Source organism: Arthrobacter sp. Y3221087 (assembly GCF_059089905.1).
Genome location: NZ_JBNHFE010000010.1, coordinates 37,889 through 52,164, shown reverse-complemented (window position 1 = coordinate 52,164; position 14,276 = coordinate 37,889). Strand labels below are relative to the sequence as shown.

10 protein-coding genes are annotated in these 14,276 nt (G+C 65.6%); 3 read left to right on the top strand and 7 right to left on the bottom strand.

The window, feature by feature from the left end:
* Positions 1-35: 35 nt before the first annotated feature.
* Both AC5RUO_RS18905 and hisC read right to left on the bottom strand, forming a co-directional pair.
* Complete coding sequence (locus AC5RUO_RS18905) at positions 36-1,448, bottom strand: amino acid permease (protein ID WP_494104331.1); 1,413 nt, start codon at positions 1,446-1,448, stop codon at positions 36-38.
* Positions 1,449-1,505: 57 nt separating this feature from the next.
* The gene (gene hisC, locus AC5RUO_RS18900) at positions 1,506-2,603 is read right to left on the bottom strand and encodes a histidinol-phosphate transaminase (protein WP_494104330.1); all 1,098 of its coding nucleotides are present in this window, start codon (positions 2,601-2,603) and stop codon (positions 1,506-1,508) included.
* Between the two features lie 93 nt (positions 2,604-2,696).
* On the opposite strand from hisC, the gene AC5RUO_RS18895 reads away from it, so the two are divergent.
* Both AC5RUO_RS18895 and AC5RUO_RS18890 read left to right on the top strand, forming a co-directional pair.
* Complete coding sequence (locus AC5RUO_RS18895; protein ID WP_494104329.1) at positions 2,697-3,200, top strand: Lrp/AsnC family transcriptional regulator; 504 nt, start codon at positions 2,697-2,699, stop codon at positions 3,198-3,200.
* Between the two features lie 118 nt (positions 3,201-3,318).
* Positions 3,319-4,977 (top strand): thiamine pyrophosphate-binding protein, encoded by a 1,659-nt coding sequence (locus AC5RUO_RS18890; protein WP_494104328.1) that lies wholly within the window; start codon positions 3,319-3,321, stop codon positions 4,975-4,977.
* 294 nt (positions 4,978-5,271) lie between these two features.
* On the opposite strand, the gene AC5RUO_RS18885 is transcribed toward AC5RUO_RS18890, so the two are convergent.
* The 5 genes from AC5RUO_RS18885 to AC5RUO_RS18865 all read right to left on the bottom strand — a co-directional run bounded on the left by AC5RUO_RS18885 (position 5,272) and on the right by AC5RUO_RS18865 (position 12,753).
* The gene (locus AC5RUO_RS18885; RefSeq protein ID WP_494104327.1) at positions 5,272-7,002 is read right to left on the bottom strand and encodes a glycoside hydrolase family 13 protein; all 1,731 of its coding nucleotides are present in this window, start codon (positions 7,000-7,002) and stop codon (positions 5,272-5,274) included.
* On the bottom strand, positions 6,999-8,852 hold the full coding sequence (locus tag AC5RUO_RS18880) for a glycoside hydrolase family 13 protein (RefSeq protein ID WP_494104326.1): 1,854 nt from the start codon (positions 8,850-8,852) through the stop codon (positions 6,999-7,001). Before AC5RUO_RS18880 ends, AC5RUO_RS18885 begins: the two co-directional genes overlap by 4 nt.
* Positions 8,849-9,658, bottom strand: a complete 810-nt coding sequence (locus AC5RUO_RS18875; RefSeq protein ID WP_494012040.1) for a sugar ABC transporter permease — start codon at positions 9,656-9,658, stop codon at positions 8,849-8,851. The genes AC5RUO_RS18880 and AC5RUO_RS18875 overlap by 4 nt, the downstream gene beginning before the upstream one ends.
* A 119-nt stretch (positions 9,659-9,777) precedes the next feature.
* On the bottom strand, positions 9,778-11,394 hold the full coding sequence (locus tag AC5RUO_RS18870; protein ID WP_494104325.1) for an ABC transporter permease subunit: 1,617 nt from the start codon (positions 11,392-11,394) through the stop codon (positions 9,778-9,780).
* A gap of 78 nt (positions 11,395-11,472) precedes the next feature.
* Positions 11,473-12,753 carry a sugar ABC transporter substrate-binding protein gene (locus AC5RUO_RS18865; RefSeq protein WP_494012042.1) on the bottom strand — a complete coding sequence of 427 codons (1,281 nt, stop codon included), beginning with the start codon at positions 12,751-12,753 and terminating at the stop codon, positions 11,473-11,475.
* Positions 12,754-13,117: 364 nt separating this feature from the next.
* On the opposite strand from AC5RUO_RS18865, the gene AC5RUO_RS18860 reads away from it, so the two are divergent.
* A complete protein-coding gene (locus tag AC5RUO_RS18860) occupies positions 13,118-14,215 on the top strand; it encodes a LacI family DNA-binding transcriptional regulator (protein WP_494104324.1) in 1,098 nt (365 codons plus the stop codon).
* The last annotated feature ends 61 nt before the right edge of the window (positions 14,216-14,276 follow it).

Sequence of the window (14,276 nt, the reverse complement as noted above, 5' to 3'; positions counted from 1 at the left end):
TGGCGCGCACAAGGTGCACGCCACCCCCGATCCTGTCAGTCGATGAGCGCCGGCTGCTTGGCTCCGTCCGTAGCTTCGACACGCGGGCGAGCGTCCCGCTTACGGTGGTTCAGCCAGTTCGCCACCGCCAGCAGCGCCACGAGTCCGAAGGTGCTCAGGAGCTGGGGACGGGAATCCTCCCCGATGAAGCCCACCGTGAAGATCGCAGCGAGGATCACCAGACCAAGGGAAGTGAGCCACGGGAAGCCGGGCATCCGCAGGGGAAGCTGGGTTCCCTCGCGGTCGGCACGGAGGCGCAGCGCGAGCTGGGCCAAGAGTGCGGACGTCCACACCAGCAGGCAGGTGGACCCCACAATGTTCAGCAGGACGCCAAGCACCATTTCGGGGAAGGCCATCTCCAACACCACCGTGACAACGCCAAAGGCGACGCTGGCCAGGACCGCGACCACCGGAACCCGGGCCTTGGACACCGAAGCGAGCAGGCGGGGCGCCTCGCCCCGCTCCGCGAGGGAGTACGCCATCCGGGAGGCACCGTAGAGGTTCGCGTTGAGGGCGGAGAGCAGTGCCGCCACGGCCACCAAAGTGATGGCGGTACCAGCGCCGGGCATGCCTGCGGCCTCCAGTACTGCGGCGAACGGGCTCTTCAGCCCCTCGGAACCCACCGGAACCACAGCCGCGATGATGAAGATCGCGCCGATGTAGAAGACCAGGATGCGCCACAGCACCGTCCGGACAGCTTTCTTCACGCTGCGGGCAGGCTCAGCGGTCTCGGCTGCCGCCACTGACACAATCTCGGTGCCGCCGAACGCGAACGCCACCACAAAGAGCGCCGTGGCAATCCCGGCGAACCCGCTGGGCGCGAATCCGTCACCCATGAAGTTGGACAGGCCCGGCGACTGCACGCCCGGCAGCCAGCCGAAGAGAAGGGCAGCGCCGACAGCCAGGAACGCGACGATTGCCGCCACCTTCAGCAGCGCAAACCAGAACTCGAACTCGCCGAAGTTCTTCACGCTGGTCAGGTTCACGGCGGTGAGCACCACGATGAACACAAAGGCCATCAGCCAGACCGGCAGGGCCGGGAAGATGGTGGCCAGCAGCCCTGCTGCACCGAGCGCCTCGGCCGCGATGACCACCACGAGCTGCAGCCACCAGAGCCAGCCCACGGTGGCGCCGGCCACCGGCCCGTAGGCCTTGGCGGTGTAGACGGAGAACGCGCCGCTGTCCGGGTTGGCGGCGGCCATCTCGCCGAGCGCCCACATCACCAGGATGATGAGGGTGCCGGCCACGAGGTAGGAGATCAGCACCGCCGGGCCGGCAGCCTGGATGCCGGCGCCGGAGCCGATAAAGAGGCCCGCGCCGATCGCGCTGCCCAGGCCCATCATGGTCAGCTGCCGGGGTTTGAGCGCGGCGCCGAGGGCGCGGGCAGACGTCTTTGTCTGTTGTTCCATGGGGATTCCTCTTAGGTGTAGGTGGAACGGGGTTGGGGATTTAGGGTCAGTCGGTTGTCAGGCCGCGTGGGCTTCGAGAAGCCGGAGCACGCGATTGTTGGAGGCGGGGTCGGCAACGGTGATCCGCACGCCGTCGCCCTGGTACGCCCGGACCAGGATGCCGGCGGCGTCGAACGCGTCCACCAGCCGTGCCCGGAGCGTGTCATCGGCGCGGATCCACAGGAAGTTGCCCTGGCTCGGCTGCAGTTTCCAGCCCAGGGCTTCCAGCTCCGCAGCCATCCGGACACGCTCCTGCCGGACAGCGGCCACCCGCGCTTCCATCTCCTCCCCCGCGTCCAGTGATGCGATAGCCGCCTTCTGGGCCAGCGCGCTGACGGCGAAGGGAAGGGCGGTGCGGCGCAGCCCTTCGGCGATGGCTGGCGCCGCCACGGCGTAGCCCACGCGCAGGCCGGCAAGTCCGTAGGCCTTGGAGAACGTGCGCAGGATGCAGACGTTCGGGTATTCGCGGTAGAGCGCGAGGGAGTCGGGGCCGCTGCCGGCGTCGGCGTATTCCACGTAGGCCTCGTCGATCACCACGAGGATGTCAGACGGGACGGATTGCAGGAAGGCCTCGATGCGGTCGTGGCTGATCGGCACGCCGGTGGGGTTGTTGGGGGTGCAGAGCAGGATCACCTTGGTACGGTCGGTGACGGCAGCGGCCATAGCCCCGAGGTCGTGGCCCTCGGCATCGTCCAGCGGGATGCGGACCGGCCGGGCGCCCGCCAGCTCCACCAGGATGGGGTACGCCTCGAAGGAGCGCCACGCGAAAATCACTTCATCCCCGGCGTCGCACAGTCCGGTGATGATCTGCTGGAGGACGCCCACGCTGCCGGGCCCCACCGCCACCTCCCCGGCGGTGACGCCCAGGTGCCGGGCGAGCCGTTCGCGGAGTTCGACGGCGGCGCTGTCCGGGTAGCGGTTCATGGTGCCGGCCGCCTCGGCCACCGCAGCCGCGGCGGCGGGCAGCGGCGCGTAGTGGCTTTCGTTGCTGGCCAAGGCTGCGATATCCGCACCGGCGCCCCGGCGGCCCGGGACGTAGGACGGAAGCCCGGTGACAGCGCCGCGAAGGGTGGGCAGCGCGGTCCGGGGTTCGGCCAGGAGTTGATCAGGGCTCATGAAGACCGATCATGATTGTGACCCCGCCCACACTGCAAGATACGCTCTAGCCATTGGGACTTCTGCTCAACTTCTAGTAGCTCTGGTGAAAATATGACCATCACGAACTCGCGCACCCTCGATTCCCTCGACGGCAGGATCATCCTGGCCCTCGACAAGGACCCCGAAGCCAGCGCCCTGGCACTCTCCCGGACACTCGGCGTCGCACGCAACACCGTCCACGCCCGGCTGGCGCGGCTGGAGCGCAGCGGCGCGCTCCGCTCCTTCAGCCGCAGGCTGGACCCCGCGGCGCTCGGCTACGAGCTGATGGCCTTCCTCTCCCTGGAAATCAGCCAAACGCGGTTCGGCTCGGTGGAAACCGGCCTCGCCGCGATCCCGGAGGTCATCGAGGTGCACGCCACCACCGGCGACGCGGACCTCATGGCCAAGGTGGTGGCCCGCGGCACCGCCGACCTCTACCGCATCACCAACCAGATCCTGGAAATCGACGGGATCCAGCGGACCAGCACGGCCATCTCCGTCATGGAACTCATGCCGCCCCGGTACGACGGCCTCATCAGCCGCCTGTCGGAGCAGGAAGGCCGCCCCTCGGGCTAAAGGCAAGTGACGCCGCCCACAGCTGGCAGATTGTCACTTCCTCCCGCTTTGGCTGCCAAAAGTCCCAGCAGAATCTGAAGGTGTTGCCTATCCGCAGGCCGTGCCTCACGATTCCTGCATGACTTCACTTACCGTCTCAGGCCGCGTGGCACAGGTTCTCAGCAGCTATGTCAGCGACGTCTTCGGCGTCATGGGCAACGGCAACGCCTACTTCCTGGACGCCGCGGAGAAGCAGGGCCTCCGCTTCTCCCCCGTCCGGCACGAGGGTGCCGCCATCGCCGCGGCCGACGCCTACTACCGGGCCTCGGGACGCCTCGCCGCGGGCACCACCACCTACGGCCCGGGCTACACCAACGCGCTCACCGCCCTCGCGGAGGCGGTCCAGGCGCAGATCCCCGTGGTACTGGTCACCGGCGACGCTCCCACCAGCGGTGCCCGGCCCTGGGACGTGGACCAGGCGGCCATCGCCGCGGGCCTCGGCGCGGCCACCTTCACCGTCACCCGCGACGCCGCGGGTGCCATCACCCGGCAGGCGGTGGAGTACGCGCTCACCCGGCGCACCGCCGTCGTGCTTGCCATCCCCTACGACCTCGCGGCACTTGAGGCTGCGGACGAGGACCTTCCCGCGCCGACCGCGCCCCAGGTGACGCACGACGGCGGCACGGACCTTGGGCAGGTGGCCCGCCTGCTCGCCGGTGCCAGGCGGCCGCTGGTCCTCGCCGGACGCGGCGCGCACCTCGCCGGTGCCGGCCCGGAACTCCGCGAACTCGCCGACCGGCTCGGCGCACTGACCGCCGGAACCGCCCTTGCGCTCAACCTCCTCAATGGCGAGGGGTACCTGGGCGTGGCCGGCGGTTTCGGCACTGACACCGCGGCGGGCCTCATGGGCGAGGCCGACGTGGTCCTGGTGGCCGGGGCCAGCCTGAGCCCCTTCACCATGCGGTTCGGCCACCTGCTGGGTCCGGACAGCACGGTCATCCAGATCGACACCGCCCTGCAGCCGACCAACCCGCGGGTGGACCTGTTCGTCAGCGCCGACGTGAAGTCCGCCGCGGGACGTCTCCTCCAGCTGGTGGACGGTCCGTCTGTGGGAGACGCCTGGCGGGCAGAGGCCCGCCGTCGCTTGGCCGAGGGGCCGGCGCACCACCCCGGCTCGGAGATGGCCGAGGACGGCCGGCTGGACCCGCGCGCCCTCGCCACGGCGCTGAATGCCGTGCTGCCTGAGCGCCGGACGGTGGTCCAGGACGGCGGGCACTTCATCGGCTGGGCACCCATGTACTGGAACATTCCGCGGCCGCAGGACCTGGTGATGGTGGGGACCGCCTTCCAGTCCATCGGGCTGGGACTCGCGAGCGCCGTCGGGGCGGCCCGTGCACTGGAGGACGGCCGCACCCTGGTGCTGGCCTCGGGCGACGGCGGTTTCCTGATGGGCCTGTCCGACCTCGAATCGCTCATCGGCGCGGCAAAGAGCGCCGTCGTCGTGATCTACAACGATGCCGCCTACGGGGCCGAGATCCATCAGTACGGCTCCCAGGGCCTGACCGAAAAGCCCATGTTGATCCCCGAGGTGGACTTCAGCGGCGTTGCCCGGGCTTTGGGGGCCGAGTCGGCGGTCATCCGGTCCCTGTCCGACCTTGCCGCGCTGCAGGACTGGATCGACGCCGGCGCCAAGGGCACCTTTGTGGCCGACTGCCGGATCACGGCAAGCGTCCGGGCCCCGTGGCTGAGCGAGTGGATGGCGGCCTCGAAGGCGGCGAAGGCTGCGGTGGCCAGCTAGCCAGGCGCTGCAAGCGGCAGGTGCCTGGGTGCCTGCGGATCCGCCGCTTTCCAACCCGGCATTCCAAACGCTCTATCAGCTCCTGCAGCTTTTCCTGCAACGCTCTATCAGCTCCTGCAGCTTTTCCTGCAACGCTCTATCAGCTCCTGCAGCTTTTACGCATCCCTCTATCACTTCCCTATGAAGTCCGGCGGCGGTGCTGCCGCGGCAGCGTGCATCCGGTAGCTTAAGCAGATCCAGGAGGTGATAGAGGGTTGCCCAATTTACTGCAAGAGGTGAGAGAGGGTTGCCCAACTAGCGGGTCAGCCACACGGTTGTGGCAGGCGGCAACGTTCCGTCCGGTGGAAGGACGCCACTGGACAAAAGCACCAGGCCCGCGGGAAGCGGCACCGGCTTGTCGCCGAAGTTGGTGACGCTGTGCCAGCCCTGCGGACGGGCGAAGTGAAGGACCTGCGGGTCATCTTCCTCAATCCACTGCAGTTCCTCCGGCCCCTGCAGAATCCCGCGGAGCCAGAGGGCTTTCCGGTAGAGATTCAGGGTTGATCGGGGGTTCCTTTCCTGCAGTTCTGCTGCCACCTTGCTGAACCACTGCGGCTGGGGCAGGTGCGCCCCGGTGGCGCTGAAGCCGAACGCGGTGTGATCCACGTCCCAGGGAAGCGGCACGCGGCAACCGTCCCGTCCGATATCCACGCCAGGGTTGCGGAAGAATGCGGGGTCCTGCCGATGCTCATCCGGGATGTCAGTCACCTCATGCAGCCCCAACTCCTCCCCCTGGTACAGATAGGCGGATCCGGGAAGGGCCAGCATTAGCAGCGTGGCGGCCTTTGCACGGGCCAGTCCCAGGTCGCGGTCGAGTTCGTGCTCCGGCGCGCCGGCCAGCAGCCACGCTTTGCCATCATGTGCTCCGCCAGCCATCGGCGTGCCCGTCTCCGTCTCCACGGCTGCCATAGGCACCGGCGCTGCAGAGAGCCCGTAGCGGGTGGGGTGGCGGACCACGTCGTGGTTGGAGAACACCCAGGTGGAAGAGGCCCCGGTAGCGTCAGCTTCAGCGAGATTTCTGGTGATGGACGAGCGGAACTCCGCCGCATCGAAGTCCGCCGTCAGAAGATCGAAGTTGAAGGCCTGTCCCAGTCCTTCCGGGCTGGCGTAACGGGCACGCCGGGACGGGTGGACCCACGCTTCCGCCACGGCCATCCGCGGCGGATCGTATTCGTTGAACACCTGCCGCCACTGGGCATAGATGTCATGGACCTCGTCACGGTCCCAGAACAGGTGCTGCCCGTGTTCCGAGGCCATGCCCGGCATCTCGATCTCAGCCGGAAGGGTCTCGGGAAGGTGCTTGGTCAGGCCATGCGCCACGTCCACGCGGAACCCATCGACACCGCGGTCGGCCCAGAACCGGAGCGTGGTGAGGAAGTCCTCGCGGACCTCCTGGTTGTCCCAGTTGAAGTCAGGCTGCTCCTTGGCGAACAGGTGGAGGTACCACTGCCCGGGCGTACCGTCCGGTTCCGTGATTCGTTCCCATGCGGAACCGCCGAAGATCGACTGCCAGTCCGACGGCGGCTCGTTCCCGCCGGGTCCCAGCCCGTCGCGGAAGATGTAGCGGTCCCGGGCCGGAGAACCGACAGGGGAAGCCAGTGCCTCGCAGAACCATTCGTGGCGGTCGGATGAATGGTTGGGAACGATGTCGACAATCAATTTGATGCCTGCTTCGTGCAGCGCCGCGGTCATCTCGTCGAAGTCGGCCAGGGTGCCCAGCCGGGGGTCCACGTTGCGGTAATCGTCGACGTCGTAACCTCCGTCCGCGAGCGCGGAGGGATAGAAGGGGCTCAGCCATACGGCGTCGATGCCCAGCTTCCTCAGGTAGGGCACCTTGGCCGTGATACCGGGCAGGTCGCCCAGTCCGTCCCCGTTGCTGTCATGGAAACTGCGCGGGTAGATCTGGTACACAGACGCCTGGCGCCACCAGTCGGGGGCCGGGGAAAGTTGGCGGGTCTTCTGCCGCGAGTGGGATGAGACAGTCATTGATGGTTCCTTTCGAATCCTGTCATTGGCGCATCGCAGCGCCACATGGCAAGGCCGGGCCCGCGGCTGGGCAGGGTAATGGTTCCTTCGGTGTCCGCGTGGAGGTCGGGGGTTCCAGCCAGCCCGCGAAGGTGGGGGCCGACAACGCGGGCCGGCATTTTGATGGCGGCGTGGTCCGCCCGGGCTGCATGGACCAGGACCGTTTCATGGGGCGATTCACGCAGGAACGTGAAGGCGTCCTCGCCGATGGTGAGCCACCGCAGTCCGCCTTGCCGGAGGGCTTCGGACTGCTTCCGCGCCTGGAAAAGGGCACGGGTGGCGGCGAGCCGGTCATGGTCCCACTCGCCAAGGTTGTCCCAGGGGAACGGGCGCCTGCCGTCTTCACCGTTTTCGCCCTCCTGCCCGATCTCATCTCCCGCCCACAACATCGGGATGCCGGGCATGGTGGCCAGCAGGCCAAAGGCCACCGTGACGAGGCCCGCGTCACCGAGCATGGTGCTGATCCGGAAGGTGTCATGGGAACCCACCAGGTTCAGGGCGTGCGCAGTGGCCCGCCAGGGGGCGGCCGCCGCGAAGGCACGCATGGAGCCCACAATGTCCGTCCCCGAGAGCCGCGGAATGGCAACAAACGGCCCCTCCTCGAACGGAACGGGGGCTGCCGGCTTCAGCCATTGCCATACCGGGCGGGTGAAACCGGCATAGTTCATCACGCCGTGCCAGCCATCCACCTGCAGGTCCTGCGATGCATCGTGGCTGTGTTCAGCCAGCAACAGCGCGTCCGGTTCGGTTTCGGCCATGGTGCGGCGGAGAGTGGTGGACACCATGTGGTTCAGGTCGGTGGTCCCGTGCCGTCCGGTCATGTTGGCGACGTCGATGCGCCACCCGTCAAGCCCGCCCGGCCCCAGCCAGCGGGCCACCACGGATTCCTTGCCCTCGTAGAGGCGCCGGCGCAGTTCCGGGTTGGCGTGGTTGAACTTGGGAAGGGACTTGTGCCCGAACCAGCACACGTACTCGTCAGGGTGGTTGGTGAAGAGGAAGAATCCTGCTTCGACGCTGTCCGGATCCGCAACCGCGGTCTTGAACCACTCGTGGGCATCCCCGCAATGGTTCGTGGTCAGGTCGCCCAGCAGGCGCATGCCCCGGGCATGCAAAGCACGGGACAGTCGCTGCAGCGCCTGGTCGCCGCCAAGCAGCGGATCCACTTGGTCGAAACTGGACGCGTCATACCGGTGGTTTGACCGTGCAGGGAAGATCGGCGTCAGGTAGACGGTGTCCACCCCCAGGGACGCAATGTGCCCGAGGCAGGCGGTGATCCCGTCGAGGTCTCCGCCAAAGTACTGGTAGGGGGTCTCGGGTCCGCGGCCGATGACCTCGTTACCCCAGTCCTCGGGGATGGCCCAATCGGGTGCCGGCCGGTCGACGGATTTTGCGAATCTGTCCGGAAAAATCTGGTACAGAACTGCACTGTTCGCCCAGGCCGGCGGCGGGGCGTACGCGGTGATACGGAAATCGCTGGCGTCCGTGACGTCACCGGTGTGCAGGCCGGTCCCGTTCAACCATTGGTAACCGCTGGGCGGGCCGTCAAGCAGCCACCGGTAGTTCACAACCGGGTTCTCCATGGGGAAATCAGCACGCAGCCAGAATTCATGGCTGTTTTCCCGGTCAATGCCCGCCGCCAGGAGGGCCTGTTCGCCGTCGATACACACGCGGAGCAGGGCCTTCGTTACACAGCTGGCGCGGGGAACCCGAAGGAACACCGTGACCGTCTCCCCCAGTTCAGGGTTGGGATTGGAAACGTACATCGCCGAGCCGTCATGATGCGGCTGGTCCCAGAGCTGTGTTGTGCTCATCCCTTGACCGCCCCGGCGGTGAGTCCCCCGGTGATGAACTTCTGCAGGAACTGGAACAGCAGCACCACGGGCAGGCTGGTCAGGAGGGCCCCCGCGGCGAAGACGCCCAGGTTGCCCGACCGGTCGGCGTCGATGGTGGCGTACAGGCCGACGGCCAGGGTTTTGACGTCGTTATCGGTGAGGAAGATTGATGCCAGGACGAATTCGCCCAGCACACCGATGAAGGACAACAGGCCGGTGACTGCAAGGATCGGCGTTATCAGCGGAAAGATGACCCGGAAGAACACCGTGGCGTGGCCCGCCCCGTCCATGGTGGCCGCCTCGTCCAGTTCCTTCGGCACCGAATCAAAGAATCCCTTGATCAGCCACACCTGCGAGAGCGCCCCGCCCATGAGCAGGAGTCCGTAACCCAGGAGGGTGTTCAGGCCGAGCTGGGGAATGACCTCCCCGATGGCAGTGAACATCAGGTACAACGCCACTACAGCGAGGAACTGGGGGAACATTTGGATGAGGAGCAGGCTGAGCAAGCCGATCCGCCGGCCGCTGAAGCGGAACCGGGAGAAGGCGTAGGCGGCCAGGGCGCTGCACAGGATCTGCCCCAGCGTGACCACTGTACTGATGATCAGCGTGTTGGCGAACCACCGCAGGTAAGGCCGGTTAGGGTCCGTGAAGAGGGCCTGGAAATGCACGAGGCTCACTTCCCGCGGGATCAGGCTGGTGGAGGCTACGGTGCCCAGCGGATTGAGCGCCGCCGAGACAATGAACAACACGGGGAACAGGGCTATGAACACCGCAGCAATTGCCACGAGGTGGCGCCACCCCACTTCGGCAAACCATCGGCTGCGGTGTTGCCTGCGCCGGGATTCGGGGGTACGGTGCGGCTCCTGAACCGGTACTTCAGCAAGACGTGTCTGGGAAGACGACATCAGTTCACCTCTTCCAGGGTGCGCGTGAAACGGAACTGAATGGCGGCGATGATGCCGGTGACAACGAACAGCAGCACGGACACGGCCGCGGCAAAACCGAGCTGTGCGCCCTGCCCGCCGAAGGCCAGGCGGTAGGTGTAGCTGATCAGGATGTCAGTTGCTCCCGCCGTCGGGTTCGCGGGATCGAACGGTCCGCCTTCTGTCAGCAGATAGATGGCGTTGAAGTTGTTGAAGTTGAAGGCGAATGTGGATACCAGCAGCGGGGCAACAGTCACCAGGAGCAGCGGGAACGTGATCTTTCGAAAGCCCAGGAAACCGCTGGCGCCGTCGATCCGTGATGCTTCCTTGAGGTCGGCCGGGATGGCCTGGAGGGCCCCGGTGCAAACCAGGAACATGTAAGGGAACCCCATCCAGAAATTGGTCAGCAGGATGGCCGCCTTCGCCAGGAAGGGGTCACCGAGCCAGTTCAAGTCCAGGCCCAGGGCGCTGTTGATGAGGCCGAAGTCCTTGTTCCAGAAGCTGGACCAGACCAGCAGGGCGATGAACCCCGGGATCGCGTAGGGCAGGATGAGGATGGCCCGGTAGAAGCGTTGTCCTTTGATCCGCGGATCGTTGAGCGCGGTAGCCAGCCCCAGCCCGAGCAGGAACGTTCCTGCTACCGACACTGTTGCGAAGATGAAGGTCCAGGCGAAGATCTGCAGGAAGTCCCCGCTGATCCTTGGGTCCGAAAAGACGCGCAGATAGTTCGAAAAGCCCACGTTGGCCAGCCAGGACTGGTCGGACAACCGCTTACCTTCCGCGTCAACGAAGTACTCCCTGTCGCCTTGCTTGACCGGGGTGTATTCCACACCGGTGGCGGTGTTGGCGATGACGTCGCGCGCCTGGTCGTACTTGAGCGGCGAAGCGCCCTCGAACGCCTGGCGGATGCCCAGCTGCCGGATGGCACCGCGATCGGTGGGGACCGCAAATTCCTTGAGCTCTTCGCTCACGCTGTTGACCTGCTGCGGTGTCAGGAGCTCGTAACCGTCCGCCTCGGTGACGAACCCGCCGGCAACGGTAACGTCTGCCGGGTCAAGCTCCTGAAGCCCGTCATCAGGAGTACCGAGGAACACATTTCCGCTTTTGGGCTCAACGAGGAGAAAAGCGAACGGCCCCGTGGTGGGGTTCCCTTCAGTGGCTATCGAGAGGTTGTAGCGCGGGGAGTCAGGGCTCTGGACCACCGAGGCGCCGATGATTTGGGAGATGGTTTCTTCTTTTGACGTCCGTGTTCCATCGCCGAAGTTCGTCGTCGACATCTGGAACGTCATCACGATGGGATACACCAGGAAGACCACCAGAAGGAGTGTTCCGGGCACCAGATACTTGGCCGGCACCCCACGACCGGTGATGTAGGTCAGCAGCAGAACCCCGGCGACGACCCAGATTGCTGCGAGGAATCCCCACCGCCCTGTAGCGATGAGGGCAGGGGTGAGGGCAGCGGCTGAGCCAACAACAGTGCCCAGTGCAAGGATTTTGGCGAAGAGGGCCACAGGTGTGGTGGTACGTTCACGGCCTGTGCCGGACTGCTCTGATGCAGGCGACGAGGGGCGCTGCAGGCGTTTAAGTGTTTCGATCATGGGGTTCTCCTGGATTCCAATCCGGGCAGCATGGCCCTGGGGGCCGAAGACATGTGCATCGGCCCCCGGGTCCGTTTCCTACTTGCCGATTGCAGCAGCGATGGTTTCCCCAGCCGCGCGCATGGTGCTTTCCGGCTCAGCGCCGCCAACGATCGCCGCGAAGGCCTGGCCAAGGGGTGCGAAAACGGCAGCCATTTCCGGAATCGCCGGCATAGGCTGGGCGGATTCCGCTGCGGAGGCAAACGTCTCAATGGCAGGATTCTGGCCCGCGACTTTCTCCCGAACGGACGTCATGGTGGGCGGCAGCTTCGCTCCTTCGAACATCCGCGTCATGCCCTCTTCGGTGTTCATCGCGTTCTCCACGAACTCATGGGCGAAGGCTTCGTTCTTTCCGTTCGATGCCACATAGAAGCCCTGGACGCCGGCGAAGGGCCGGGCAGCAGCCTGTCCCTCGAAGCCGGGGATGGGTGTTACTTCGAAGGGGATTCCCGCCTTCTCCACCTGGTTCAGGGCCCAAGGGCCCGCCACCAGGTAGGGGGCCTTGCCGTCAGCGAACAAAGAGATCGAATTGTCCACGCTGATAGAGCGTTTCAGGACGCCGCTTCCCGCCTCCCCGAGTTCATGGATCTTCCGGGCGGCGGCCACGGAACCTTCACCTCCGACGCCCAGGTCGGAGGGATTCGGGTCGCCCTGGGCTGTTGCACCGAAGAGATAGCCACCCATCGAGGTGTACAACGGCTGCATATGGTAGGCGTCACCGCTGTTCCCTTGCGGCAGGCTGAATGGAACTTCTGCCTTCTTGGCAGCCACAGCCTCCGCGCCTGTGGCGAAGGCATCCTCCAAAGTCGCCGGGGCCTCCGGGACGATGCTTGTATTGCGGAAGAGACCAAGCGTTTCGATCCCGTACGGCAGCGCGTACACGGACTCGTTGTAGGTCACGGCCTTGACCGCTGTTTCGGTGTAGCCCTTGAGTTGATCCGGTGCTATCTGCAGTGGATCGATGGAGCCGTTCTGCACGAGATTGCCGATCATGTCATGTGCGCCGGTGAACACATCGGGCCCGTTGCCCGCAGCGTTTGCTGTCACAAGGGCAGTCTGGAACTCACCTGACACCACCTGGACGGCCACGCTGATGCCGTTGTCGGCCGCAAAATCGTCCGCGAAGGCGCGCACCGAATCGGCTTTCAAGTTGTCGGTCCAAATCACCAGATCGGCGTCCGCCCGTTCCGGGGCTGCGGTGGACCCCGCCGCAGCCGGTGATGATGTGGCCGGCTGGTTTGCCTGGGTAGCGTTTCCACACCCGGTAAGCAGCAGCATCGCGGTGGCGGTAACCGCGAGGGCGCCCTGAATCCTACTCATCTGTTTCTCCTTTGAAAGAGGAATGCGCGTCACCTGCCTCAGCAAGGCGGCGAGCGTGACCTGTGTCACGAACTAGTGTAAGCGTTTCCAATCCCGGCGTCTAGCAGCAGCTCAAGTAGCGTATAAAAGCGGCATTGACCGAGAAAGATCCGCGGAAAACAGGGCGACTTCAGAGATAGAAACGTTTACACTATTCATGAGGAACGAGGCTTAGCTCGCTGCTGGACAGCCGCACTTGGAGCCGTTGGCCGCTGTGCCGCCTTCTGCGGAAGGGCAGTCTTTCCACTACCGTGAAAAGACGAGGAGTCATAGCGGCTGCTCCCTGCGCCGTACAGGCGCGGCTCCAAGGTGAGGAAAGTTGACCGTGACAGGCATAAAGGAAGTTGCTGCCCGCGCCGGCGTCTCCGTGGGCACCGCTTCCCGCGCGCTCAGTGGCAACGGCTCGGTGGCAGCCGCAACCCGGGCCCGGGTGCTGGCCGCGGCCAAGGAGCTCAACTTTGTTCGTTCCTATAACGCCTCGAGCCTGGTTACAGGCCGCAGCCGCATCATCGGCGTCATCGTGCCGTCGGTTGACCGCTGGTACTTTGCAAAAGTGGTGGCAGGAATTGGCGAGGAACTCATTACGGTGGGCTACGATCTGGCGCTGTACAACATTTTTGGCGACCGCGATCATCAGGACGCGGTGCTCGGGGATTTCCTCATGAGGCAGCGCCTGGACGCGGTGCTGCCGGTCTCACTCGAGCTGACAACAGAGGAACTGACGCGCATGCTGTCAATCCGCCGCCCGGTAGTGGGCATCGGCGGACCCATGCCGGGGGTCCCAACCATCGGGATCGACCATTTCGCCGCAGCTTCCCTGGCCACCGGGCATCTTCTGGGCCTTGGCCATCAGAAAATCGCCCATGTGAGCGGAGGAACCGACCCCTACCGCGACTTCAAACTGACGGACCAGCGCCAGGCCGGCTTCGAACACGAGATGCAAAAAGCCAAGACACCCATCCGGCCAGAGTGGATCATCGCGTCGGACTTCACCCTGCAGAATGCCTACCAAAAAGCCCGGACGCTCCTCGCCATGCCTGAACGCCCCACCGCTGTCTTTGCCGCTTCCGACGAGATGGCCATCGGCGTGATGCTTGCTGCACGGGACCTTGGCCTCCAGGTGCCGCAGGACCTGTCCGTGGTGGGCATCGACGGGCATGAACTCGGCGAGACTTTCGGGCTGACCACCATCCAGCAATTTCCCCGCAAGCAAGGACAGCTGGCGGCACGGCGGCTCCTGCAGAAGTTGTCGGAGACGGCGGTGCCTACTAACGGTGCGGCTGAAAGTGGCCCTGCCGCCATGCCCGGCGTTCAAGAGTCCCCGCCCCCGGATAAGCTTCACGAACTCATCAGTACCGACTTCATCGTCCGTAGCAGTACTGCCGTTCCACGCTCCAGCGACCTGGTCCCTGGCCGCACATAAAACCGGGCAGCGAGCGGGCCGCCGTCGTAGGTTACGACGGCGGCCCGCTGGCCACGGTGCC